Origin of the sequence: Chromohalobacter sarecensis (assembly GCF_023061135.1) — a bacterium.
Taxonomy (GTDB): domain Bacteria; phylum Pseudomonadota; class Gammaproteobacteria; order Pseudomonadales; family Halomonadaceae; genus Chromohalobacter; species Chromohalobacter sarecensis.
On sequence record NZ_JAKGAN010000005.1, the window covers coordinates 1 to 24,188 of the forward strand.

The window sequence follows — 24,188 nt, forward strand, 5'->3', positions numbered from 1 at the left end:
TCACACCGTTATCACCGTCCGCGGGTGGCACGGCATCCACGATGGCGGTCACCGGATCGCTGGCATTGCCGGCCGGGTCGGTGGCAACGACGTCGATCGTGTCGCCATCGGCCAGCGGGGTGTCGGGGGTCACCGACCAGGTACCGTCGTCGCCGACGATGACCGGTTCGCCGATCGTATTGCCGTTACCGTCGGTGACGGTCACGGTGCTGCCGTTCTCACCCGTACCACTGATGGTGTCACCGTCGGTGGGATCGACCGTCGGTGCGTCCGGTGCCACGGTATCCAGGGTGAGAGTGTCACCGGAAATTGTGGTGGTATTGCCCGCGGCATCGGTGATCGTCAGCGAGCTGGTGATCTCGCCGTCGGCGAGCGCGCCCAGGTTGAGGGTAAAAGTACCGTCGTCGGCGACATCGGCGCTGGCCGAGTTGCCGTTCACATCGGTGAACGTGACTTCGCCGGTGGCGTCGGTATCGAGATCCTCGACGGTGAAGCTCACCGCTCCGGCCTCGTCGGCGTTGATCAGCCCGTCGTCGTCATTGATGACGAGGGAGGCGGTCGGATCGGCATCGGCGACCGTGTCCACAGTCTCGGTAGCCGGCTCGCTGGCGTTGCCAGCGGGATCGGTGGCCGTGGCCGTGACTTCATCGCCATCGGCCAGCGGGGTGTTGGGCGTCACGCTCCAGGTGCCGTCGTCGCCGACGAGGACCGGTTCGCCAACGACATCGCCATCAGCGTCGGTGAGGGTCACGGTGCTGCCGACCTCGGCGGTGCCGGTGATGTCGTCACCGTTGGTGGGATCGATGGTGGGAGCGTCCGGCGCCACGGTATCCAGAGTGGCGCTGTCGGTGAACTCGGCTGAGTTACCGGCAGCGTCTTCCACGGTCAGCGTGGCGGTGAGTTCGCCGTCGTTGAGGCCGGTGACATCGACATCGTCGAGACTAAAGCTACCGTCTGCGGCGATGGTGACCGTGGCCGGATCGACGGTCACACTGCCGCCGTCTCCGTCGCTGATCACCAGCGAAGCGATGCTCGCGCCGTCCTCGATCTGCCCGGTGAGGGTGACGTTGCCGGCTTCATCAAGCGAAAGCAGCTCGTCGTCACCGCTGACGATGGTCACACTGTTGTCGCCTTCAGCCGGCGGCAGCGCATCCACGGTCTCGGTAGCCGGATCGCTAGCGTTACCGGCGGGATCGGTGGCGGTGGCCGTGACGGTATCGCCATCGGCCAGCGGGGTCTCGGGCGTCACCGTCCAGGTGCCGTCGTCGCCGACGGTGACCGGTTCACCGATCGCGTTGCCGTCAGCGTCAGTGACGGTCACGGTGCTGCCGACTTCGGCGGTACCGGTGATGTCGTCGCCATCGGTCGGATCGATGGTGGGAGCGTCCGGCGCCACGGTATCCAGAGTGGCGCTGTCGGTGAACTCGGCTGAGTTACCGGCGGCATCCTCCACTGTCAGCGTGGCGGTGAGTTCGCCGTCGTTGAGGCCGGTGACATCGACATCGTCGAGACTGAAGCTACCATCTGCGGCAATCGTCACTGTCGCGGGATCGATCTCGAGCGGTACGCCGCCGTTGGTGCTGGTGATCACCAGCGAGGTGATGCTGGCGCCATCCTCGACCTGACCGGTGAGGGTGACGTTGCCGACTTCGTCGGCGTTATAGACGTTGTCGGCGAAAGTGACGTTGTTGTCGCCGACCGCGGGTGGCACGGCATCCACAGTCTCGGTCGCGGGCTCGCTGGCGTTGCCGGCGGGGTCGGTGGCCGTGGCAGTGACTTCATCGCCATCGGCCAGCGGGGTGTCGGGGGTCACCGTCCAGGTGCCGTCGTCGCCGACGATGACCGGTTCGCCGATCGTATTGCCGTCACCGTCGGTCACGGTCACGGTGCTGCCGGCTTCGGCGGTACCACTGATGGTGTCACCGTCGGTGGGATCGATCACGGGCGTATCCGGTGCCACGGTATCCAGGGTGGCGCTGTCGGTGAACTCGGCTGAGTTACCGACCGCATCTTCCACCGTCAGCGTGACGGTGAGTTCGCCGTCGTTGAGGTCGGTGACATCGATACTGTCGAGACTAAAGCTACCGTCTGCGGCGATCGACACTGTCGCGGGATCGATCTCGAGCGGTCCGCCGCCGTTGGCGCTGGTGATCACCAGCGATGCAATGCTGGCGCCATCCTCGACCTGACCGGTGAGGATGACGTTGCCGGCTTCGTCGGCGGAGAGCAGCTCATCGTCGCCGCTGACGATCGTCACGCTGTTGTCGCCTTCGGCCGGAGGAATGCCATCCACAGTCTCGGTGGCCGGCTCGCTGACGTTACCGGCAGGATCGGTAGCCACAGCGTTGACGCTGTCGCCATCGGCCAGCGGGGTGTTGGGCGTCACGCTCCAGATGCCGTCGTCACCCACAAGTATCGGCTCGCCAACGACATCGCCGTCAGCGTCGGTGAGGGTCACGGTGCTGCCGGCTTCGGCGGTACCGGTGATGGTGTCACCGTTGGCCGGATCGATCGTCGGCGCGTCCGGTGCCACGGTATCCAGGGTGAGGGTGTCCCCGGAAACTGTGGCGGTATTGCCCGCGGCATCGGTGATCGTCAGCGAACTGATGACCTCGCCGTCGGCGAGCGCGCCCAGGTTGATGGTAAAGGTACCGTCGGCGGCGACATCGGCGATGGCTGAGTTGCCGTTGACATCGGTGAACGTGACTTCGCCGCTGACGCCTTCATCCAGACCGGTCACGGTGAAGCTCACCGCCCCGGCTTCGTCGGAGTTGATCAGCCCGTCGTCGTCATTGATGACAAGCGTTGCCGTCGGATCGGCATCGGCGATCGTGTCCACAGTCTCGATGGCCGGATCGCTGACGTTACCCGCGGGATCGGTGGTCGTGGCCGTGACTTCATCGCCATCGGCCAGCGGGATGTCGGGCGTCACGCTCCAGATGCCGTCGTCACCCACAAGTACCGGCTCGCCAACGACATCGCCGTCAGCGTCGGTGAGGGTCACGGTGCTGCCGGCTTCGGCGGTACCGGTGATGGTGTCACCGTTGGTGGGATCGATGGTGGGTGCATCCGGTGCCAGGGTATCCAGGGTGGCGCTGTCGGTGAACTCGGCTGAGTTACCGGCCGCATCTTCCACCGTCATCGTGACGGTGAGTTCACCGTCGGGTAGGCCAAAAAGGTTAGTTGTGTACGAGAACGACCCGTCACTGTTGAGGGTGATCGTGTCGACATCGATAGTCATTGGCTCGTCGCCAGCATCACTAGAGATTTCGAGGGAGGCGATGCTCGCGCCGCTCTCGATCTGCCCGGTGAGGGTGGCGGTGTTGGCCTCGGCGGCGTTGTAGACGTCGTCGGCGAAAGTGACGCTGTTGTCTCCCACATTCGGCGCGGTGATATCCACGCTGATCGTATCGGTCACAGGGGTTGCCGGGTTACCGGCCGCGTCGGTGGCGGTCACTTCGATCGTGTTATCACCTTCGCTCAAGGTGACGCTGTCGGTAGGCACATTCCAGTTGCCGTCTGCATCGACGTCGGCCGTGATCGGCTCGCCGCCGTTGACGCTCACGCTGACCGTGGCGTCGGAATCATCCACCGTGCCGGTGAGTGCCGGGCTGGTGTCGTTGATCGGTTCGTCCAGGGCCTCGATCGTAACGACCGGCGCGGTCTGGTCGAGTGTTGCGGTATCGATGACCGTACCGCTGTTACCAGCGGCGTCTTCCACCGCCAGGGTGGCGGTCAGGTCGCCATCGGGCAGACCGGTAAGGTCGGCGGTATAGCTGAACGTGCCATCGCCGTTGAGCGTGATGCCCCCACCGGCAATGGTGAGCAGATCACCGCCGCCGGCACTGGTGATGGTCAGCGATTCGATGCTGGCGCCGTCCTCGATCTGCCCGGTGAGGGTGGCGGTATTGGCCTCGTCGGCGTTATAGACGTCTTCGGCGAAGTTGACGCTGTTGTCGCCGGCATCCGGCGCCGTAGTATCCACGCTGATTGTGTCGGAGACAGGAGTCGCAGAATTGCCGGCCGCGTCTGTGGCCGTGACGCTGAGGGTGTTATCGCCCTCGTCGAAAATGACGCTGCCTTCGGGCAGAGTCCAGTTGCCGTCTGCATCGACGTCGGCCGTGATCGGCTCGCCGCCGTTGACGCTCACGCTAACCGTGGCATCGGGATCATCGACGGTTCCGGTAATGGCCGGGGTGGTGTCGTTGATCGGCTCATCGAGCGCATCGATGGCCACTGTTGGCGCGGCCTGGTCGAGTGTTGCGGTATCGGTGACCGTACCGCTGTTACCGGCGGCGTCTTCCACCGTCAGGGTGGCGGTCAGGTCGCCGTCGGCCAGGCCGGAGAGATCGACGCCGGTGGCGGTCAGGTTGCCATCGGCATCGATGTCGAACTCGGTGACTTCGATACTGCCACCGGCGCCATCAATGATCGTCAATCCGGTAACGGTGGCATCGTCTTCGACGCGCCCGCTCAACGTGATGCTGCTAGCTTCATCGGCGCTGAGGAAATCGTCGCCACCGCTTTCGATCAGGATGCTGTTGCTGCCGTCATCGTTGGCAGGCGGGTTGTCATCCACCGTGGTCATGGCCGACGGGCTGTCGTTGCCGGCGTCATCCGTGGCAATGGCGTTGACCGTGTTGCCGTCGACGAGCGGATCGTCCGGCGTGAACGACCAGGTACCATCGGTGTTGACCGGAATATCCTCGGCGATGACGGTGTCGTCTCCGTCGGTCAGCGTTACCGTGCTGCCGGGTTCTGCGGTACCGGTGAGGGTGTCACCGTTGGTGGGCTCGATCGTCGGGATGTCAGGTGCAACGGTGTCGACGGTCAGATCGAATTGGTCGCTGGCATTGGATTCATTGCCAGCGGCATCAGTGGCTGTGGCGGTAAAGCGATAGTCGCCATCGCTTAGCGCATCTTCAGGCGTGAATGCCCAGTCACCTTGCTCGTCGGCGATTGCGGTGCCGATGGCTGAGCCGTTGGCAAGGATCGTGACCGTACTGCCTGATTCGGCGTTACCACGCAGTGCTGGTCGGTTGTCGTTGGTATCGGATCCGGTGGCCAGGTCGCCCGCTACAGGGTCGACATCGTCGATCGCAGTAGCGATCGTAGGTGCATCGGGAGGGGTGGTGTCGATGACGACTGCATAGGGTTGGCTGGCATCCGATTCCTGCCCGGTCGGGTCGATCGAGGTCGCCATGAAAGTCGTATTGCCATCTGCCAGGCGGCTGAAAATCCTGAAGCTCCAGTTGCCGACATTGTCGACCTGAGTTGTGCCGAGGATCTGCATCTCATTGCCGTCGTCCGCCCAGACCTGGACCGTGTTGGTCGCTTCTGCGGTACCCACCAATGTCGGGGTGGGGTCGTTGGTCATCTCTCCATCGTCGACGTTTCCGGTAACAGGTGCGGCCGTATCCAGCGACGTGATGATGATGGGTTCGGAAGGAGGTAGGGCATCTACCAGGTCTTCATCGACCGTGGCGGTCCCTGGTTCGCTGATGTTGCCAGCCGCGTCGGTGGCAGTGGCGGTAAAGACCGCCCCGTCCTCAAGTGGCGTCTCGGGGGCGTAGGACCAGTTGCCGTTTCTGTCCGCCGTTATTTCCGCGATGGTATCGCCATCGCTGTCGGTCAGCGTGACGGTGCTGTCGGGCTCGGCGCTGCCCGTCAATATCTCGCCATTAGTCGGGTCGACGGCTGGCGCGGCGGGCGGTTGGGTATCGACGATCAGGGTGAATGGGTCACTGGCGTCCGATACATTGCCGGCGGAGTCCGTAGCGGTGACAGTGAAGGCGTAGTCACCGTCGTCGAGGTCGTCGGTGGTGAATGTCCATTCGCCTTGCCCGTTGACCGTGGCGGTCCCAATCTCCTCGCCATCGGCGTAAACCGTGAGGGCGCTGCCCGCTTCGGCGCGTCCGCTCAGGGTCGGAGTGGTGTCGTTGGTGCTGGCTTCCCGGTCGACGGGTCCGGTCTGCGGATCGACATCGTCGCTCACCCCGGAAATCGTCGGCGTGGCCGGGGGCGTGGTGTCGTTCAGGTCGCCGTCGACGATGACGCTACCGGGTTCGCTGACATTGCCCGCGGCGTCGGTCGCGATCGCCTCGATCTCGGTGCCATCGACCAAAGGCTCTCCTGGCTGGAGCGACCAGTTGCCGTTGTCGTCCGTCGTGGTCTGGCCGATAGCGTTACCGTCGCCGTCGGTCAGCGTCACTTTGCTGCCGGGTTCCGCGGTGCCGATCAGCACGCTGCCATTGTTCGGATCGAGGGTCGGTGAATCCGGTGCTGATGTGTCGATCGTCAGCGCATAGTCGTCACTGCCATTCGAGACATTGCCAACGGCGTCGGTGGCGGTGACGCTGAACGTGTAGTCGCCGTCGTCGAGATCGCCGGGGGTAAATGCCCAGTTGCCTTGGTCATCGGCCGTCGTGGTGCCGGTTTGCTCGCCGTTGGCGAAGATCGTCACGGTGCTGCCGGCTTCGGCGCGCCCCGTCAGGCGCGGCGTGGTGTCGTTGGTGCTGTCGCCGCTGGCAAGATCGCCGGTCTGGGGGGCGGCGTCGTCCATGGCAGCAGTGATCGTGGGGGCGTCGGGCGGTGTCGTATCGCCTTCGCCGTTCTCTCCGTCGTCCGGCGGTGTGTTCCCGCCGTCATCATCGTCGCTACCGCCGCTACTTCCACCGCCCGCAGCGATCGCGCCGGCTGCCAGTGCGCCACCTCCAATCGCCGCCCAGCCTAGTGGCGTGACGGCAGCCCCTTCACTTTCTCCACCGGCAACGCTAACCGGTTCGAAGACGCCGAATTCGCCCTGAGGAATGTAGTCGGCGGCAATGACGCCATCACCCCCGGCAGGGCTAAGATCGACCCAGACCAACTCCTGATCGTCTCCGGTCAAATAAAGCTGACTGGCTGCCTCCTCGCTACCATAGAAGTTCTCGATGCGAATTACTTGGCCGTCGCTAGTCTGTACGAGAAGATCATTCCCATCGCGTGATAGAGACGCTACGTCATGCGGTGAAAGACTGAGAAGGATGTGACGTGATTGGGCAAGAGTGACGCTGCCATTATTGACCGCTACCGCGGGCATCTGGGCTATGTCTGCTTGGCGTGTAGCAATCTTGGCAGAAACGGTCATGGTTCCCCCTATGTGTACCGTGAGCAAGTTACGTGTCCGTCTTGCCGCATGACGTTATTAGTTGTCTTCATACCTAAAGCTTAATCTTTATTTTTGTGTTTTAAACAGTGAGTTTTTCGAATCCGTTCAGTGTTTTTTATTGGTCCTATATGACTGTAAGTGTTGTGTGATAATTCTTGTAAGCATTTTGCTATGCAGTTGTGGTTAAGATAGGACTCTATAGCCTGTGGTGTTTGCTGCGGTGTGTGATGTTGGTTTCCTCGTTTTGGCGCATAGTCCTTTTTGTGTAATATTTTTGTTTAAAAATTTAAGAGAATGCTTACATTAATTGTGTCCAATGTGCTGGTCGTAATGTGTTGGGTGTCTTGCATTAAGCCGAGAAAGGTAGATGTCAGATTCTGGATAATCAGTCTGAAAAGTTCTCCCTCGCTGACAGCCAAAATTCCTCCAGCAGCTCATCCCAGTCAGCTAAAGGTGCTACCCCTGACCACCGACCGCCGATTTATACGCCAACCCCCCGCCACGGCCTTTGCTCACGTTGCCGAGCGGCGTCATAATGAGGACATATCTCTCGTCAGTGGCCGCTATCATGTCCCGTTCCCAAGTTCCGTCTCCACGTTCATCCGCCACCGGGCAGCGTGCGTCGAGTGCGACGCGGCCGCCCCTGGGGCGTATTGGCGAGGTGGCGTATCTCAAGGTCGTGGCGGTCAACACGACCGGTGCCTTTCTCGATTGGGGCCAGCCCAAGGATGTGTTGCTGCCGTTCGCCGAGCAGCGCTTTCGTCCCGAGGTCGGCAAGCGGGTGCTGGTGATGCTCTACGAGGACGCTCAGGGGCGGCCGGTGGCGTCGATGCGCCTGGATCGCTTCCTGGCCGATGAGGCGCCGGGGATGACGCCCGGTGACCGGGTCGCGCTGGTGATCGCCGAGCGTACCGATCTCGGCTTCAAGGCGGTGGTCGATCACCGCTATTGGGGCTTGCTGTACGCCGATGACATTATCCATCCGCCTCGGCGCGGCCAGCGGCTGACCGGTTACATCAAGCGTGTGCGTGAAGACGGGCGCCTCGACCTGGCCATGCTGCCGCCCGGCGAGGCGGGGCTCGATGTGGTCGGCGACAAGGTGCTGGAGTTGCTGCGCTGCCACGGCGGGTATGTGGCGTTGGGCGACAAGACGCCCGCTGCCGAGATCAAGGCACGCATGGGCGTCAGCAAGAGCGCCTTCAAGCAGGCGGTGGGGCGGCTCTACAAGAAGCGACTCATCACCATCGAGGAAGACGGCATCCGCCTGACGCGCGAGGCGATAGACGCGCATCAGTCCGGCTGACGCGTCGCTGGCACCTTGGTCTTCCGTTGGTCGCTGCGGCATACTGCGCGCATTCATTCCTGACTTGGAAGACCGATCATGAGCGAGCGCGCCTTGAAGCTCGGCGTGGTGATGGACCCCATTGCCGATATCGCCTACAAGAAAGATACCACCCTGGCCATGCTGTGGGCCGCTCAGCAACGCGGCTGGTCGCTTTATTATCTCGAGCCGGAAGACCTGTACCTGGAAGGCGGGCGCGCCATGGGCCGCATGCGCGCATTGGAAGCGTATCGTGACCCCGAGGCATGGTATCGACTCGAGGCGGTGCAGGCCGCGCCGCTGGCGGAGCTCGACGTGATCCTGATGCGTCAGGACCCGCCGGTTGATGACCACTTCCTCAACGCCGTGCATTTGCTGGGCTTCGCCGAGCGCGAGGGCGTGCTGGTGGTCAATCCCACCCAGGCGCTTTTGACCAGCAATGAGAAACTCTTCGCCCAGCAGTTCCCGCACTGCATTCCGCCCTCCGTGGTCTCTTGCCACGATGCCGTCTTGCGTGACTTCCATGCCCAGCACGGCGATGTGATCTTCAAGCCGCTGGACGGCATGGGCGGTAACGGCATCTTTCATATCACGCCGGAGGGCCGCAACCTGGGCTCGGTCATCGAGCAGCTCACCGAGCGCGGCACGCGCCAGATCATGGCGCAGCGTTATCTGCCCGAGATCAAGGCCGGCGATACGCGCATCCTGCTGATCGACGGCGAACCCGTGCCCTATGGCCTGGCGCGTATTCCCAGCGCCGGCGAGACACGCGGCAACCTGGCGGCCGGCGGACGCGGCGAGGCCCGCGAACTCACCGACCGCGATTACTGGCTCATCGAGCAGGTCAAGCCGGCGATCCTCGACAAGGGTCTGATCTTCGTCGGGCTCGACGTGATTGGCGACTACATCACCGAGATCAACGTCACCAGCCCCACCTGCGTGCGCGAGATCGACGCCCAGCGCGGCACCGATATCGCTGGACTCTTGATGGACGCCATTGCCCGGCGCTTCTAAGCGCCGCTCGCCATCCCAGGAGGGCGAGGTTCGGCGAGTGGAATGATACAATCGCTGCGAAAAGCACCAATTTCGGCGTATGCGAGGGCGAAACGCGCCTCGACGCCCGGGAGGCTCATGCAAAGCTTGAAGCATCATTTTCTGCTGGCGATGCCGCATCTCGACGACCCCAACTTCAAGGGGACGTTGACCTATATCTGTGACCATGACGACAACGGCACTATGGGCGTGGTCGTCAATCGCCCCATGGAGCTGACGCTCGATGCCCTGCTCGAGCAGCTCGAACTGGATGCCTCGGAGTGCCTGCAGCGCGACTTGCCGGTTCACTATGGCGGCCCGGTCCACAAGGATCGCGGCTTCATTCTGCATCGTGGCTCGAACCTGCCCTGGGATTCCAGCCTGCAGGTCGCTGACGATCTGGCCCTGACGACCTCCATGGACATACTCAAGGCCATCGCCGAGGGCCGGGGGCCCGAAGACTTCATCGTCTGCCTGGGCTGCACCGCCTGGCAGGCCGGTCAGCTCGAGGACGAGCTCAAGCAGAATACTTGGCTGACGGTGGAAGGCGACGCTTCGATCCTCTTCGATGTCCACTCGGAGCAGCGCCTGAACGCCGCGGCGGGCATCTTGGGCGTCGATCTGAACCTGATGACGCGCGAGGCAGGACATTCCTGATGGCCGAGGCAGGGCAGCGGCTGGTACTGGCCTTCGATTACGGCACGCGGCGCATCGGCGTGGCGGTCGGCAACGAAATGCTGGGCAGTGCCACGGCCCTGGCGCCGTTGCCTGCGCGTAACGGGATTCCCGATTGGCAGCAGATCGAGGCGTTGCTCGAGGAATGGCAGCCGGATCTTCTGGTGGTGGGGCTGCCGCTCAACATGGACGGCACCGAGTCCGATATGAGTCAGCGCGCGCGCAAGTTCGGTAACCGCCTGCACGGGCGCTTTGGCAAGCCGGTGGAGGTGTTCGACGAGCGTGGTTCCACACGTGCCGCCAAGCGCATCGCCCGCGACGCCGGGCATCGGGGCAACTACCGCGACGATGGCGTGGACGGCATCGCCGCGCAGTTGATCCTGCAAAGCTTCTTCGCTGACGACACCTTCCTGCAACGCATGCCGTAAACGTCCGCGACCGGCCTGGGCCAGTCGCGGGTGGGATAGCTATTAGCCCTGAATGATTAACTCTCCATATTCAATTCCGGCGTCGGTCGGCTGAAGCCACGCGTCAGCCAGGTCAGCCACGCCAGGCCGCACAACAGCCACGCACTGCCCAGCATGATTGCCAGATGATCCAGGCTCGCCATCAACCACAGGATCGCGCCCAGGCCGATCAACGGGCAAATCAGGAACCACAGTGTGTCCAGCCCGCTGCGACGACGCTCCTTCAGGTAGTAGTGGAAGATCACCGATAGATTCACCAGGGCGAAGGCCAGGAAGGCGCCGAAGTTGATGAAGGACGCCGCCGAGAGCACGTCCATGGTCAGCGCCAGCAAGGCAACCAGACCACTGAATACCAGCCCGCCCAGCGGCGTACCGAAGCGGCTCAATCTGCCTAGCCAGCGCTTCGGCAGCACAGCGTCGCGGCCCATGGCATAGAGCAGGCGTGCGCCGCTGGCCTGGGCGGCGATGCCCGAGGCGAACTGGCCGACCACCAGCCCGATCAGGAAGATCGAGACGAAGATATCGCCGCCGATGTTGCGCGCGATCTCGTAGGCCGCGGCATCGGGGTTGGCGAAGTCATATCCCGGCGCGGCGAGCTGCACGAAATACGAGACCACGACGAAGATCAGCCCGCCGATCAGGGTGATCAAGAGGATGGCACGCGGCAGAGTGCGCTGCGGGTCCTTGGTTTCCTCGGTCAGCGTGGTGACGGCATCGAACCCCAAGAAGGAGTAGCACGCCACGGCGGCACCCGCCATCAGCACTGGCAGGGTCGCGGCCGAATCGGCGCCCAAAAACGGCGTCAGGCTCCAGAAGGGCTGGGTGGGATCGCCCAACACGTAATGCATGCTCAGCCCCACGAAGGCGATCAACACCAGGAGCTGCACCAGCATCATCACGCTATTGATCGCGCTGGCTAGCTTGAGGCCGAGGATGTTGATCGTGGTAGTGACGGCAATGAAGGCCAGCAGCCATAACGGCGTGGGAATCGCCGGGAAGGCCGAGTTCAGATAGGCGGCGCCGATCAGCCAGATCACCATGGGCAGGAACAGATAATCGAGCAGGATCGCCCAGCCAGCGATGAAACCCAGGCGGTCGTCGATGGCGTGGCGCACATAGGCATAGGCCGAGCCGGCCACCGGGTAAGCGCTGGCCATGCGCCCGTAGCTGTGCGCCGTGAACAGCATGGCGATCAGCGCTGCCAGATAGGCACCCGAGACGGCGCCCTGCGTGGTGACGGCGAGTACGCCGAAGGTGCCCAGCACGATGATGGGCGTCATGTAGGCCAAGCCGAACAGCACGACCTGGCTCAGTGAGAGGGTCTTCTTCATTTGGTTCATAGTCGCCTCCTGTTGTGGTTGTTGCGACTGTTACTTGGTGGCCGGGAGCCGGCCGGAACTCGGATTTAGAAGTGCCAGTAGCGGCCTCGCTCGGTGTCCTCGCGCTGGCCTTGCAGGCCGATACGGCAGTCTTTCAGGTAGTCGTAATCGCGCCGCGCGTCCGGTAAGCGCTGGGGATCGAGTTGCAGCGTGGTGACGCTTTCCTCGCGGCCGGCGCGAAACAGCGCCTCGCCGTCCGGGGCAACCAGCGAACTCTCGCCGGCGAAGGTCAGTCCCGCACCTTCACCCGCGCGGTTGGTCATGGCGACGAAGTAATGATTGTCCTGGGCACGCGCCTGGGCGGCGCGGGCATGCATGGGGCCATAGGGGTCCATGTTGCCGTTGGTGACCAGCAGCAGGTCGCAGCCGAGTTGTCCCAACGCGCGTGCGGGCTCAGGGAATTCCAGGTCGTAGCAGATCAACAAGCCAACCTGCAGGCCGCGCCATTCGATGCAACCCACGCGATCGCCGGGGGCGACGAGGTCGCGCTCATCGGGCCATAAATGCGCCTTGCGGTAGCGCAGCGCGATGCCGTCCTCCGGTGTGATCAAGACGGTGGTGTTGAAGACGTGCTCGCCATCGCGCTCAAGAAAGCCCAAGGCGAGCGCGGTGTCATGCTCACGGCTGGCGGCGATGAGCGTGGCGAGCTCATCGCCGTCGAGGGTCAGCGTGCGATCATCGACGTGGCCGGGTTCGGCGAAGCCGGTAAGGTGAGTTTCGGGAAAGACGATCAGCGACGTCTCGGGGGCGGCGTCGCGTAGACAGGCCAGGGTGCGCGAGAGATTGTAGGCGATGTCGCCCTCGCGGCCGGCCAGTTGTGCCAAAGCTATCTGCATGAAAGACTCCGAAGCGTCATTGTGGCTGTGCGGTCATTCGGATGCCTTTCAGTATCCGCGATCACACGGGGATGACCATTCCCCGGTGGGGTTACCCCATCAGGGTGAGCGAGGAGAGCGAGATGACGAGCGATGCAGACGATAGCGGGCAGGCGCCGGCACCCAGCGCCCTGGAAAGCGTGGCCTGGCATCGTGCCTTCGGGACCCTGGCGGACAAGCTGGATGGCGCCAATTTCTGGCTGGCCACGGTGCGCACCCTGGGGCGTCACGTCGACTTTGATACCTGGGTGGTGCTGATCTTCCATCATCGCCAGCCGCCGCGCATCCTCGCGGAAAGTGACGAGGACGACGGTGCCGACGAGGCGTTGTTCCAGGATTATCAGCGCGGTCTGTATCTGCTCGACCCGTTCTATATCGATGCCCGAGACCGCGCGCGTGCCGGGTTGTACACGCTGGCTGACGTGGCGCCGCAGTGCTTCCAGCATACCGAGTACTATCAGCGTTACTTCCAGCGCAACATCGTCGCCGACGAGGTGCAGTTCAACTGCCCCCTCGATGCCGAGCGCACGCTATGCCTATCGCTGGGCTCGACCCGTGCTTACACGCCCGAGGCGCTCGGCCTGCTGAGCCTGGTGCAGCCGTGGGTGCTGGCGCTGATGCGCCAGCGCATGCATTTCGAATTCGAGCACGAAGATGGCACGCCGCCGGGGCCGCATCCATGGCATCCGTCTCCCCAAGCACCGCGCGAGCTGGAATCCCACCAGACGCTGACCGAACGCGAGCGCGAGGTCAGCCAGCTCATGCTGGGTGGCAGCTCGACCAAGGAGATCGCCCGGCGCATGGCGATCTCGGTGGAAACCGTGCGCGCCCACAAGAAGCATCTGTACGCCAAGCTGGGCATCAACTCGCAGTCCGAGTTGTTTGCGTTGTTTTGGCAGGCGCGTCGCTGACCTGAGCACGTTTCAGGCAGACGCTCCCGGCCTTATAGCGTGCGGTCGTCCACCCCATAAGTCGGCGGCACGAACCAGCGCACATCCTGGGCATCACGCTCGATGTAATCCTCGACTTGCAGCAGGTTGGCGAAGATCGCCATGCGCACCGGAATGCCGTTGTCGGCCTGGCGGAAGATGGCCAGGCGCGGGTCGCCGTTGAGATCGACATTGAGATCATTGGCGCCAGGGCGGCTGTCACGCGGCAGGGGGTGCATGACCACCGTAGTCGGCGAGCAGCGCTGGTCGAGGAAGGCGCGGTCGACGATAAAGTCCTGAGAAATTCCCGCGAAGGCTTCCGACATCTCCTCGGTGAAGCGTTCCTTCTGGATGCGTGTGGTGTAGATCACGTCGAGATCGCTGAAGTCATTGGCCAGGCTTTCGCGTTGCTCGACGCGATGCCCGCGCGAGGTGACCAGGTCGATCAAATGACGCGGCATTTCCAGGCCCGGCGGTGAGACCAGCGTGATGCGCAGCGGCTCGAATAGCGACAGCAGCTTGATCAACGAGTGCACGGTGCGGCCGTGCTTGAGGTCGCCGGTGAGCAGGAAGTGCGCGCCTGCGAGGCGTTTGCCCAGGCGCGCGAATTCCTTCTCGATAGTGTATAGGTCGAGCAACGCCTGGCTGGGATGCTCGCCGGGGCCGTCGCCGCCGTTGATCACCGGCACGCGGGTGGCTTCGGCGAATTCTGCCACCGCGCCCTGGTCGGGATGGCGCAGCACGATGGCATCGACATAGCCGCCCATTACGCGGCTGGTGTCGTAGAGGGATTCACCCTTGGCCATCGACGAGAAAGTGAAACCGGTGGTGTCGCAGACACTACCGCCGAGACGCGAAAACGCTGCGTGAAAGCTGATGCGGGTACGCGTACTGGCTTCGAAGAATAGATTGCCGAGTACCGCGCCTTCGAGCACGCGGGTCACCTTGCGCCGCTGGGCGAAGGGCTCCATGCGGCCGGCGAGCTGCATCAGGTGCTCGACGTAATCGCGGGACAGGGAATCGACGGAAAGCAGGTGGGAACTCATCGGTAAGCCTCGCAAGTGGCGCAGGGGGTCGCTGCGCGTAGTGTACGCATACGCGTCGTTGGCTTCATCCGCTGCTTGCGTTGATCGGTGCGGTTCGCTTGGCCTGGGCGCTAGCGGCTTCTATGGTTATGAATGCCATATCCCACCATTCAAGGAGCGAATGCCATGGGCGAGCAACATTTCCCCGCGCAGGAACAGTCCGACCAACCCGGCGACGAGCACGTCATGCGTCCCGAGCCCGAGTACATCCGCGATAGTTATCGCGGCACCGGCAAGCTCGACGGCAAGGTCGCCATCATCACTGGAGGTGATAGCGGCATCGGCCGCGCCGTAGCGGTGCATTACGCCCGCGAGGGCGCCGATTGCGTCGTCGTCTATCTCAATGAAACGCGTGACGCCGAGGATACCCAAGCGCTGGTCGAAGCCGAGGAACGCGAGTGCGTCCTGATACAAGGCGACGTCGGTGACCCGGTGCTGTGTCGCCAGGTGGTCGATACGACGCTGGCGACCTTCGGCAAACTCAATATCCTGGTCAACAACGCCGCCGAGCAGCATGACTGGGACGATATCACGCAGATCCCCGATGACCAGTTGCAGCGCACCTTCCAGACCAACGTGTTCAGTCATTTCTACATGGCCAAGCATGCGCTGCCGCACATGCACGAAGGCGACACCATCATCGCCACCTCGTCGGTCAATGCGTTCAAGGGCAACGACACGCTGATCGATTACACGGCGACCAAGGGCGCCATCCAGGGCCTGGTCCGCTCGCTGGCGATGTCACTGGTCGACCGCGGCATTCGTGTCAATGCCGTGGCCCCCGGCCCGGTGTGGACGCCGCTGATTCCCGCCAGTTTCGACGAAGACAAAGTCGCCGGCTTCGGCGGCCAGGTTCCCATGGACCGCGCCGGACAACCAAGCGAAATGGGCCCCGCCTACGTCTACCTCGCCAGCGAGGAATCCTCCTACATGAACGGTCAGACGCTGCATCTCAACGGCGGTGTGATTCTCAATACCTAACGGTATGAACGCCCACGAGTAGCGTGGGCGCTCATGAGTCAGCGGCTGGGCGCCATGACCTGCTTCAATTCCTGATAGGCGGATAGGCCTTCGGGGCCGAGTTCACGACCAATTCCGCTTTTCTTTCCACCGCCCCAAGCCGCCTGGGGCGGTGCCAGTTGGTCCATGTTGGTCCAGATCGACCCTGCGGAGAGTTGGCGGGCAATATCGGCCGCCTTTTCATGGCTTCCGCTGACGATGCTGGCCGCTAGCCCGAAGTCGCTGTCATTGGCGATGGCAATAGCCTCGTCGTCGCTGGCGAACTGGCGTGCGCAGAGGACCGGGCCGAATATTTCTTCCTGCCAGAGGCGGCTTTCGACAGGGACATCGCGAAACACCGTGGGTGCCACGAAAAAGCCCTGGCGAGGAACCTCACGATGTGACGCCTCGCGCACGGGGATCAGTCCCTCATCTTTCGCAAATGCCAGGTAGCGGCTGACTGCGTCGCGCTGCTTGTCGCTGACGAGGGGGCCTAGCGTGGTTGCTTCGTCGAGCGGGTCTCCCATGACGAGGGCGTCGATATGCTGGCTCAATGCGGCGTACAGGTCCTCGGCTATGGCCTGGTGGACCAACAGCCGCGAGGTAGCTGAACATATCTGCCCCGCGTTGGCGAAAATACCGTTCATGACGAGATATGCCGCCTGCGCGATGTCCGCGTCTTCGGTCACGATGATCGGGGACTTGCCGCCCAGCTCGAGCGAGACATTGCGAACGCCGGTGGCCGCAGCGCGCATGACCGATTCGCCGGTCGGGTTGCTGCCGGTGAACGATATTTTGTCGACCCCTGTGTGTTGGGTCAGCGCCTCGCCAATGCTGGGCCCGTCGCCGTTGATTAGATTGAGGACGCCGGGCGGCAAGTCAATGGTTTGAGCAATGTCAGCAATCGCTTGCTCCGGCACCGGCACGACTTCCGAAGGCTTGAAAACCACGGTGCAGCCGGCCGCCAGGGCAGGCGCGATTTTCCAGGCCGCCGTCACCAGAGGAAAGTTCCAAGGGGTGATCAAGCCCACCACGCCGACGGGGTCGAAATAGCGCCGGACCTCGACGCCCGCGACCGATTGCGCGCTCGGCTCGCCCTGGCAGGCGTCCAGTTGCCTGGCGAGATGGGCGTAGTATCGGTAGCAAGCGATCGCATCGTCGACATCCAATTGGCTCTCTGCCAGCGGCTTGCCGCCGTTGAGACTGATTGTTCGGCACAACGCGGTATGTTGATCGGCCAAGCCATCGGCCAGTCCCTCCAGATATTGCCCACGGGCCTCGCCCGATAGTCGTCGCCAAGCGGGCAGTGCTTGCCTGGCGGCGCGCACCGACGCGTCGACGTCACGAGCGTCGCCCGCAGTCAGCTTGGCGATGACCGTTTCCCGGTAGGGATCGATCACATCCAAGCAACGTCCGCCGTAACTCGAACGCCAGTGGCCGTCGATGAACTGTTGGCAAATGTCTCGCATACGAACTCCTCAGGATCGATAATCTGGCCGCTATTGAAATATTTTTCAATAGCGGCCAGTATAAAGCCATCGACGCGTTTTTTGCTACTCGGCCATGACTGAGTCATTAACGTCAAAATCATGATATTCAGCTTTCTAGCGAATGGAGCACCCATGTCCTCAGGTTTTTCTGCACGCGATCATGTCGAATGGGAAATTTCCTACCGTGTCGAATCGGGGCCTGGGGCCATCGCTGCTTTAAATGCTTTTTTTACTCAGCGTCAGATAAAGCGGCCACTGATCGTGACCGACCCAGGCTTTGCAAAGCTCGATCACTTGAGTCGATTGAAAGCGCAGTTGGCCGAAGCAGACATTCTCTGTTCGCAGTACGATGCGATTCACGCCAATCCATCCGACGAAGATGCTCTTGCGGCCGCAAATAGCTACCGTGAGCATGGTGCCGACGCTATCATCGCCATCGGTGGCGGTAGCGCAATGGACGGCGCCAAGGGTGCTGCATTGATCGCTAAACAGAGTCGCTATTCGCTGTGGGATTTCGATTATAACTATGCGATGCCGGAGGATTTGACGCGTGAAGACTTTCCGCCATTGATTACCGTTCCGACAACGGCAGGGACCGGCGCTGAAGGTGACAGTACTGCTATGCTCATCGACACCCGGCGTGGCACTAAAGAGTGTATTCATCATCCGTTAGCACGCCCCGAGAAGATCATTCTCGACCCCAATTTCACGCTTGGATTGCCTGCAAATCTGACGGCATGGACGGGTCTGGATGCTCTGACACATGCGCTGGAATCTTATCTCGTGCCGATGTTCCACCCGATGTGCGATGGTGCAGCGCTTCAAGGGTTGGGATTGGTCTGGGAAAACCTCGAGGAGAGCGTCGAGAACGGTAGGAACCTAGAAGCACGCAGTAATATGTTAACGGGCTCTTTTTTGGCTGGAGTCGGTTTTCTAAAAGGGTTGGGATTGGTGCATGCCATCAGCCATATGGTCGGTGCCGCTTGCCATACGCATCATGGAATGACCAATGCCATCCTGTTGCCTATCATCATGCGCTTCAACCGGCCTGCCCTCGAGCAAAAGTTACCTTCGATCGCTCATGCGATGAGGCTCCGAGATTGCCAGTTCGAGACCTTTCACTCGGCCATCTGTTCGATGCTGGATAGGCTTGACATCCCCAAAGGCCTTTCCGGTATCGGGGTGTCGCACGAGATCGTCGACACCATCTTGGATTCGGTCGAGGGCGATCCCGCTTACTCGACCAATCCTGTGCCTTGCCCAAGAGAAACATTGGCGGCTCTGATTCACGAGGCCATTGATGCCGCACGCTGACGGCATGGGTTTTATCAACCACGATCCGAGAGGAATCATTATGACAAAAATCGTCAAGATACTTTGCACAGCGCTGCTGGGTTTGAGTCTGCCCATGTTGGCCCAGGCGCAATCGACACCGATTCGCATGGTGGTGCCGCCCTGGCCTGGCGTGACAGTTAAAACGGAAATACTGTCACAGCTTCTGGATACCCTTGGCTACTCATCAAAGCAGATCGAGATGGGCGCCACCGTCGGCTACAAGACGATGGAAACAGGAGATAGTGACATCATGCTGGCGGGGTGGATGCCGGCGCAGAAAGAGAGCTACGACGCAGCCATGAAAGCCGGCGCCATCGTCGATGTTGTGAATAACGTCTCAGGTGCAAGAATGGGGTTTGCGGTGCCGGGTTATGTCTATGATGCGGGTATTACCAGTGCCGAGCAGTTGGACCAACCCGAAAATCGCGAACGTTTTGGTGCGGAATACTACTCCATAGAGAGTGGCGCCCAGGCGAGCATTATGGTCCACGATGCTGCGGAAGCTGACATATACGGGCTCCAAGATTGGCAAATTCTCGACTCATCGACTCCTGCCATGCTGTCCGAAGTAGATGCCGCCTATAATGCCAAAAAATGGATTGCCTTCTATGGGTGGACACCGCACTGGATGGCTATTAAATATGATATGCATATTCTGGACGACCCTGAAGAAGTTTACGGTGAGAATCAGGGGCGTAGCGAAGTGCGTACGATCGTTCGTACGGGTTATGCCGACGAGAATTCCAACATCATGCAATTGCTGAAACAGTTTAAGTTGACCGCTAATGAGCAGAGCCAATTCATTAGCGCTTATAGCCTCAATGAACGCCCCAAAACGGAAGTGGCACATGAGTGGCTCGTTCAGCATCCTCAGCGCGTCGCGGAATTCCTCAAAGGAGTAAAAACACGCGATGGTAAGTCCGCTCAGAAAGCTTATGAAGAGAGCCTCCGCTAAATAATGGCCTAATCTCGAAGTAGGCGCTCAGCGATGTGCAAGGAATCCTGCAGCGCCTCTTCGACTTTGAAAGCCTCGGGGTCAAGCGCCCACTCCAACCAATAACCGTCCACCAGTGCTGTCAGAATTCGAGCGACCCCCTTGGAGTCGATAACACGCCCTTCTTCGATGGCAATGGCCTCGACGAGAGATTGCATCTCCTCCCGGTATTCTTCATAAAGTTTCCGGTTGAGACTCGCTAGACTCGGCGTTGCTACGGCGGCACTCCAGAAGCCTACCCAAGAGGCCAGAACCTGCTGGTTGAATATCTCGCCTTTGAAGGCTGAGCGAACCATCAGCGTTAGTCTTTCACGCGCTGAGCATTCCAGCGCTGCATCGCGTTGGTCGCTCTCTCTGCGTAGCTGCTCGGTCAGCTCTTGATAAGCAGACAGCATGAGCGCTTCTTTGGATTGGAAGTAGTGGCTAACAAGCCCTATCGATGAACCGGCTTCTCGTGCGACGCGGGTCATCGTTGTACCGGCATGGCCGTAGCGCGTCACACATTTGAGTGTCGCTTCAATGATCGTCCGCTTGCGTGTTTCGGGTTCAATACGCTGGCGCTGCTTGCTAATTTTCTCGATTCCCGCTGTTGGTTTGCAGAGAGGGCATTATACAGTATGCGATTTCCCTTGACCGTGGGCGGCGGCAAGGTCGCTTCGTCAGTCGGCATCGCTCGGCAGCCGCCCGCCCAGCCTTGCCGTGATCTCGCGGGCGGCGCGACTGACCAGGCCGCCGAGTTCGGCAAGGCGCGCCTCGGGAATGCGCGCGGCGGGGCCGGAGACCGAGATGGCGGCGAGCGGCAGGCCGTTTTCGTCGTGCAGCGTCGCCGCCACGCAGTTGAGGCCGATAGCATGTTCCTCGCGGTCGCAGGCGTAGCCCTGACGGCGGATCTCGCCGAGGGCGTCGCGCAGGCGCGCCGGGGTGTCGAGGGTGTTGGGCGTGACCTTGTCGAGCCCGCGCGTGTGGAGGATGCGCTCGACCTCGTCGCGCGGCAGCCAGGCGAGCAGCGCCTTGCCGACGCCCGAGGCATGCAGCGGGGCGCGTGATCCCAACCGCGTGATCATGCGCATCATCTGCGGTGACTCGCTCTGCGCGAGGAATACCGCCATGCCGTGATCGCGAATGCCCAGGTTGGCGGTTTCCTCGGTCTCCGCCGTCAATTGATGCAGGAAGGGCCGGGCGGTGGCGACAAAATCGCGCGCCTCGAGGAAGGCGTTACCCACGCGGAACGTCTTGGCGTCGATGTGCCACACACCCATCTCTGCATCCTGAGCGATGAAGCCCTGCTGATGCAGCGCCTGCAGCAGGCGGTGTGTCGTTGACGGTGCCAGGCCCACGACCTGGGCAATATCGGAAAGTGCTAGCCCGCCGGGCGCGGCGGCGAGCCCTTCGAGAATACTCAAACCCCGCACCAACGATTGACTGTGGCCGCTGGTGGCTTTGCCGTTGCCGGCGGGGCGTCCGACCGACTTGCGTTTGCTTTCCGTCACGCCAGGCTCTCTCTCATGGAACATTCATGGAAAATTCTTCCATGAATTCCAAGGCCTCGCCAGCCCACCAAAGGCGCACGCCTCGACTCACCGCAGACGCACGCCTGAACTCAGGCGGTATGGGCGTCCAGGCGTAGCCGGGCGATACGATGGATCTGCACGATGGCGGTACGGCGTTCCTCGTCGGGCGTATGCGCGAGCCGGGCCTCGAAGGCGTCAAGAATCTCGCGGCGATGATAGCCTTTGACGGCCATGACGAAGGGAAAACCGAAACGTGCCTTGTAGGCGGCATTCAAACGCTCGAAGCGGGCGAGTTCTTCCGGTGAGCACTGATCGAGCCCCGCGCCGGCCTGCTCGTTAGTCGAAGCATCGGTCAGGCCGCCATCCAACGCGACCTTGCCGGCCAGGTCGGGATGCGCGCGAATGACCTCAAGCTGGTCCTCGGGCGCCGCCGCGTCGAGCACTGCTGCCATGGCCTCGGCAAGGCCCTCGGGAGTGTCGTGATGGGCCGCGAGGCCGCTGTTCCACACCGCCTCGGCGATCCACGGTGAATGTTCGTAAATACCGCCGTATGCTTCCACGAAGGCTGCGCGGTCGAGCGTCGTGGGGCGCGGCGAGAGCAAGGGTTGGCGCATGCGCGTCTCCTGATGCTATGTTGTTCGCAGTTGTTGTATACAAAATCAGGGTAAGGGGTAACGGCGCAGGCGTCCATCTTGCCGCGTCGCCCGCCCCTTGGAGTCATGTCGATCGCAAGGAGACATCATGGGCTATCTCACCACGCACGTACTGGATACCGCGCGGGGCTGTCCCGCCAATGGCCTGCGCCTGACGCTGTACCGGCTCGATGCCGATGCCCGCCAGACGCTAGGCGAGTTCGTGACCAATGACGATGGCCGCTGCGAGGGTCCGCTTCTCGAAGGTGAGGCATTTCGTGTCGGCGAGTACGAGCTGGTCTTCGAGGCCGGTGCGTATCTCGATCGCCAGGAGGGCGCTGCCGCCTCCGGTCCGCGCTTCCTGGATAGTATCCCGATACGTTTCGGCATCGACGACGCGGACGCCCACTACCATGTGCCGCTGTTGTTATCGCCATTCGGCTATTCCACCTACCGTGGTAGCTGAGCCGTGGCCGGCAATGCGATGATCAGCGCAAACGCATTCGGGAGCCGTGAATGAGCGAGTTACCTCGGGCGCATCCTGCCAAGCACACGCGTCGCAACGAGGGCAAGGCCGGCGATGGGGCGCAGCGTCATGACGTCATCTACCGCGCGATCAGCGATGCCATCATCGAGCACCGCCTGCAGCCCGGTGCACGGCTGCGCGAGGACGCCTTGTCGGAGGTGTTTGGCGTGAGCCGCACCGGCATTCGCAAGATCCTGCAGCGCCTGGCGCTGGAGCACCTCGTCACTCTGACGCCACGTCGTGGCGCGAGCGTTTCCCGGCCCACCGCCGAGGAGGCACGCGATGTCTTCGCCGCGCGCCAATTGGTGGAATGCGAACTGATGGCGCAGATCGCTTCGCGCGTCACCGAGAGCGACCTCAAGGCGCTGCGCGACTGCGCCAATCGAGAGCGCCAGGCGCTCAAGGCCGGCAAGCAGAGCGAAGCGATCAAGCTTTCGGCGGCCTTTCACAATCAATTGGCCGAGCTGGCGGGCAACGCCACGCTCAGCGAGTTCGTCGGCCGGCTGTGTTCGCGCTCGTCGCTGATCCTCGCCGTCTACGGCAACACCGGGCATCTCGGCTGCGAATCCCACGATCACGACGAACTGATCCGGCATCTGGAAAGCGGCAACGCCGAGCGCGCCCGCGCCTTCATGCAGCGCCACCTCAAGGCCATCGAAGCCTCGCTCTCCATCGCCGAAGCCCCCGAAGAAACGCCGGATCTGTACGCTATCTTCGACAGCGCCCCGGCGTAAGCCCTCACGGTGCTTAATCTTGCAGGTCCAAGTATGGCCGGCACCTTTACGGTGCCGAGAGCTGTGTCGCGGCGAAGTTGAGCAGGTTCCGGTAGTCACGCTGACGAATGATGTGCTCGACGATTCCGGCATCCAGGTTCAGATAGTCGTGCACCAGCGCGTTACGCAGGCCAATCACCTTTTTCCAGGGCGTGCCGCTATCGTCATGCCCCAGGCCGTGTAGCTTGGCGAAGACCTGTCGAGCATCGCTGGGTACCACGACACCGAGTGACTTCAAGCGTTGCTTGGCGATGCCGATGCAGGCCTCGGTAATCAACTGGAGGTTGCGCTCCGCAGCTCGGTAGAGCAGTGCATTCAAGCCTTCGGGCGTTGTGGCGGCCTCATGCAATAACTCCAACTCCTCGGCGAGGGTGGCGAGATGCTCGCGCATGGCGTCGATGTATTCGGTTTCCACGTAATGATTCCCGTCGATTCAAGCCGTCGATTCAAGCGAAGTCATCGGTTCAAGCGTAGTGCTGCTGATGATATTGATGATCGATCTCCCACATCGAAGTGATGCGATTCTCCTCGCGGATCAGTCGCAAGCGATCGTTGGCTTGCAAGACCTGGCCAGTGCGGATCACGGCGTGGGCGAGGGGCAGCGGCGCCAGGTTGATATCGACGATGGAGAGCTGGTCATTCGTCAGAGCCACTGCCTCCTGCCAGGCTTGCGCCAATAGCTCGGGGCGCAGGCGCCGCTCCAGGGCGTCTTCCTCGAAGTTGCGAAAGGCCACGGCAAGATCGTAATCGCTTTCTTCTGTTGCCGTGCCCTTGGCGCGTGAGCCATAGAGCCATAGCACGGCGATGTCATCGTCATGGGCTGCCAGCTCGGCGATGCGCGGCAGAATGGCTGTCTGGTCGGGCATTTCGGCTCTCTTGTAAAGCGGCGGTGGATGCCAGCGATAGTGTAGCACCGGCAGTGGTTGCCAGGTTCGACCGAGCGTCGCGAGAGAAACGAATATCGCACTCGAACAGTGTCAATGCCGAGAGGCTATTAGAGCCACGCTGTGATCGG

General features: G+C 62.0%; 20 protein-coding genes. 10 read left to right on the forward strand and 10 right to left on the reverse strand.

The window, feature by feature from the left end; genetic code table 11:
• The coding region (locus tag L1071_RS09110; protein ID WP_246973150.1) for an Ig-like domain-containing protein at positions 1–7,129 on the reverse strand (7,129 nt) is incomplete at its 3' end.
• 589 nt (positions 7,130–7,718) lie between these two features.
• Here L1071_RS09110 and L1071_RS09115 point away from each other — a divergent pair.
• The 4 genes from L1071_RS09115 to ruvX all read left to right on the forward strand — a co-directional run bounded on the left by L1071_RS09115 (position 7,719) and on the right by ruvX (position 10,606).
• Entirely contained in the window at positions 7,719–8,453 is a 735-nt protein-coding gene (locus L1071_RS09115) for a CvfB family protein (protein WP_246973154.1), read from the forward strand.
• Positions 8,454–8,531: 78 nt separating this feature from the next.
• Positions 8,532–9,485 carry a glutathione synthase gene (gene gshB / locus L1071_RS09120; RefSeq protein ID WP_246973158.1) on the forward strand — a complete coding sequence of 318 codons (954 nt, stop codon included), beginning with the start codon at positions 8,532–8,534 and terminating at the stop codon, positions 9,483–9,485.
• A 117-nt stretch (positions 9,486–9,602) separates the two neighbouring features.
• Positions 9,603–10,160: a YqgE/AlgH family protein gene (locus L1071_RS09125; protein WP_246973166.1), complete on the forward strand. Its 558-nt coding sequence runs from the start codon at positions 9,603–9,605 to the stop codon at positions 10,158–10,160.
• A complete protein-coding gene (gene ruvX / locus L1071_RS09130) occupies positions 10,160–10,606 on the forward strand; it encodes a Holliday junction resolvase RuvX (RefSeq protein WP_246973173.1) in 447 nt (148 codons plus the stop codon). The genes L1071_RS09125 and ruvX overlap by 1 nt, the downstream gene beginning before the upstream one ends.
• Positions 10,607–10,662: 56 nt before the next feature.
• On the opposite strand, the gene L1071_RS09135 is transcribed toward ruvX, so the two are convergent.
• Together L1071_RS09135 and L1071_RS09140 are read right to left on the reverse strand one after the other, a co-directional pair.
• Positions 10,663–11,985: an APC family permease gene (locus L1071_RS09135; RefSeq protein WP_246973176.1), complete on the reverse strand. Its 1,323-nt coding sequence runs from the start codon at positions 11,983–11,985 to the stop codon at positions 10,663–10,665.
• 65 nt (positions 11,986–12,050) lie between these two features.
• Positions 12,051–12,860: a carbon-nitrogen hydrolase family protein gene (locus L1071_RS09140; RefSeq protein ID WP_246973179.1), complete on the reverse strand. Its 810-nt coding sequence runs from the start codon at positions 12,858–12,860 to the stop codon at positions 12,051–12,053.
• Positions 12,861–12,982: 122 nt separating this feature from the next.
• Here L1071_RS09140 and L1071_RS09145 point away from each other — a divergent pair, with 122 nt between their 5' ends.
• Entirely contained in the window at positions 12,983–13,810 is an 828-nt protein-coding gene (locus L1071_RS09145; RefSeq protein WP_246973181.1) for a helix-turn-helix transcriptional regulator, read from the forward strand.
• A 32-nt stretch (positions 13,811–13,842) separates the two neighbouring features.
• On the opposite strand, the gene pyrB is transcribed toward L1071_RS09145, so the two are convergent.
• A complete protein-coding gene (gene pyrB, locus L1071_RS09150; protein WP_246973189.1) occupies positions 13,843–14,874 on the reverse strand; it encodes an aspartate carbamoyltransferase in 1,032 nt (343 codons plus the stop codon).
• A gap of 165 nt (positions 14,875–15,039) precedes the next feature.
• On the opposite strand from pyrB, the gene L1071_RS09155 reads away from it, so the two are divergent.
• A complete protein-coding gene (locus tag L1071_RS09155; protein WP_246973193.1) occupies positions 15,040–15,894 on the forward strand; it encodes an SDR family oxidoreductase in 855 nt (284 codons plus the stop codon).
• Between the two features lie 38 nt (positions 15,895–15,932).
• On the opposite strand, the gene L1071_RS09160 is transcribed toward L1071_RS09155, so the two are convergent.
• A complete protein-coding gene (locus tag L1071_RS09160; RefSeq protein ID WP_246973195.1) occupies positions 15,933–17,381 on the reverse strand; it encodes an aldehyde dehydrogenase family protein in 1,449 nt (482 codons plus the stop codon).
• A gap of 153 nt (positions 17,382–17,534) precedes the next feature.
• Here L1071_RS09160 and L1071_RS09165 point away from each other — a divergent pair, with 153 nt between their 5' ends.
• Both L1071_RS09165 and L1071_RS09170 read left to right on the forward strand, forming a co-directional pair.
• Positions 17,535–18,716 (forward strand): iron-containing alcohol dehydrogenase, encoded by a 1,182-nt coding sequence (locus tag L1071_RS09165; protein WP_246973198.1) that lies wholly within the window; start codon positions 17,535–17,537, stop codon positions 18,714–18,716.
• The gene (locus L1071_RS09170) at positions 18,703–19,692 is read left to right on the forward strand and encodes a glycine betaine ABC transporter substrate-binding protein (protein WP_246973200.1); all 990 of its coding nucleotides are present in this window, start codon (positions 18,703–18,705) and stop codon (positions 19,690–19,692) included. Before L1071_RS09165 ends, L1071_RS09170 begins: the two co-directional genes overlap by 14 nt.
• 8 nt (positions 19,693–19,700) lie before the next feature.
• Here the strand turns inward: L1071_RS09170 and betI are convergent, their stop codons facing one another.
• The 3 genes from betI to uraD form a co-directional block, all read right to left on the reverse strand.
• Entirely contained in the window at positions 19,701–20,312 is a 612-nt protein-coding gene (gene betI, locus L1071_RS09175; protein WP_343315732.1) for a transcriptional regulator BetI, read from the reverse strand.
• Between the two features lie 78 nt (positions 20,313–20,390).
• Positions 20,391–21,221 (reverse strand): IclR family transcriptional regulator, encoded by an 831-nt coding sequence (locus L1071_RS09180; RefSeq protein ID WP_246973211.1) that lies wholly within the window; start codon positions 21,219–21,221, stop codon positions 20,391–20,393.
• A gap of 110 nt (positions 21,222–21,331) precedes the next feature.
• Entirely contained in the window at positions 21,332–21,856 is a 525-nt protein-coding gene (gene uraD, locus L1071_RS09185; RefSeq protein WP_246973227.1) for a 2-oxo-4-hydroxy-4-carboxy-5-ureidoimidazoline decarboxylase, read from the reverse strand.
• Between the two features lie 127 nt (positions 21,857–21,983).
• Here uraD and uraH point away from each other — a divergent pair, with 127 nt between their 5' ends.
• Positions 21,984–22,340 (forward strand): hydroxyisourate hydrolase, encoded by a 357-nt coding sequence (gene uraH, locus L1071_RS09190; protein ID WP_246899754.1) that lies wholly within the window; start codon positions 21,984–21,986, stop codon positions 22,338–22,340.
• A gap of 50 nt (positions 22,341–22,390) precedes the next feature.
• On the forward strand, positions 22,391–23,134 hold the full coding sequence (locus L1071_RS09195) for a GntR family transcriptional regulator (protein ID WP_246973229.1): 744 nt from the start codon (positions 22,391–22,393) through the stop codon (positions 23,132–23,134).
• 46 nt (positions 23,135–23,180) lie between these two features.
• On the opposite strand, the gene hepT is transcribed toward L1071_RS09195, so the two are convergent.
• Together hepT and mntA are read right to left on the reverse strand one after the other, a co-directional pair.
• Entirely contained in the window at positions 23,181–23,588 is a 408-nt protein-coding gene (gene hepT / locus L1071_RS09200; protein ID WP_246973232.1) for a type VII toxin-antitoxin system HepT family RNase toxin, read from the reverse strand.
• 49 nt (positions 23,589–23,637) lie between these two features.
• Positions 23,638–24,039 carry a type VII toxin-antitoxin system MntA family adenylyltransferase antitoxin gene (gene mntA, locus L1071_RS09205; protein ID WP_246973235.1) on the reverse strand — a complete coding sequence of 134 codons (402 nt, stop codon included), beginning with the start codon at positions 24,037–24,039 and terminating at the stop codon, positions 23,638–23,640.
• Positions 24,040–24,188: the final 149 nt, after the last annotated feature.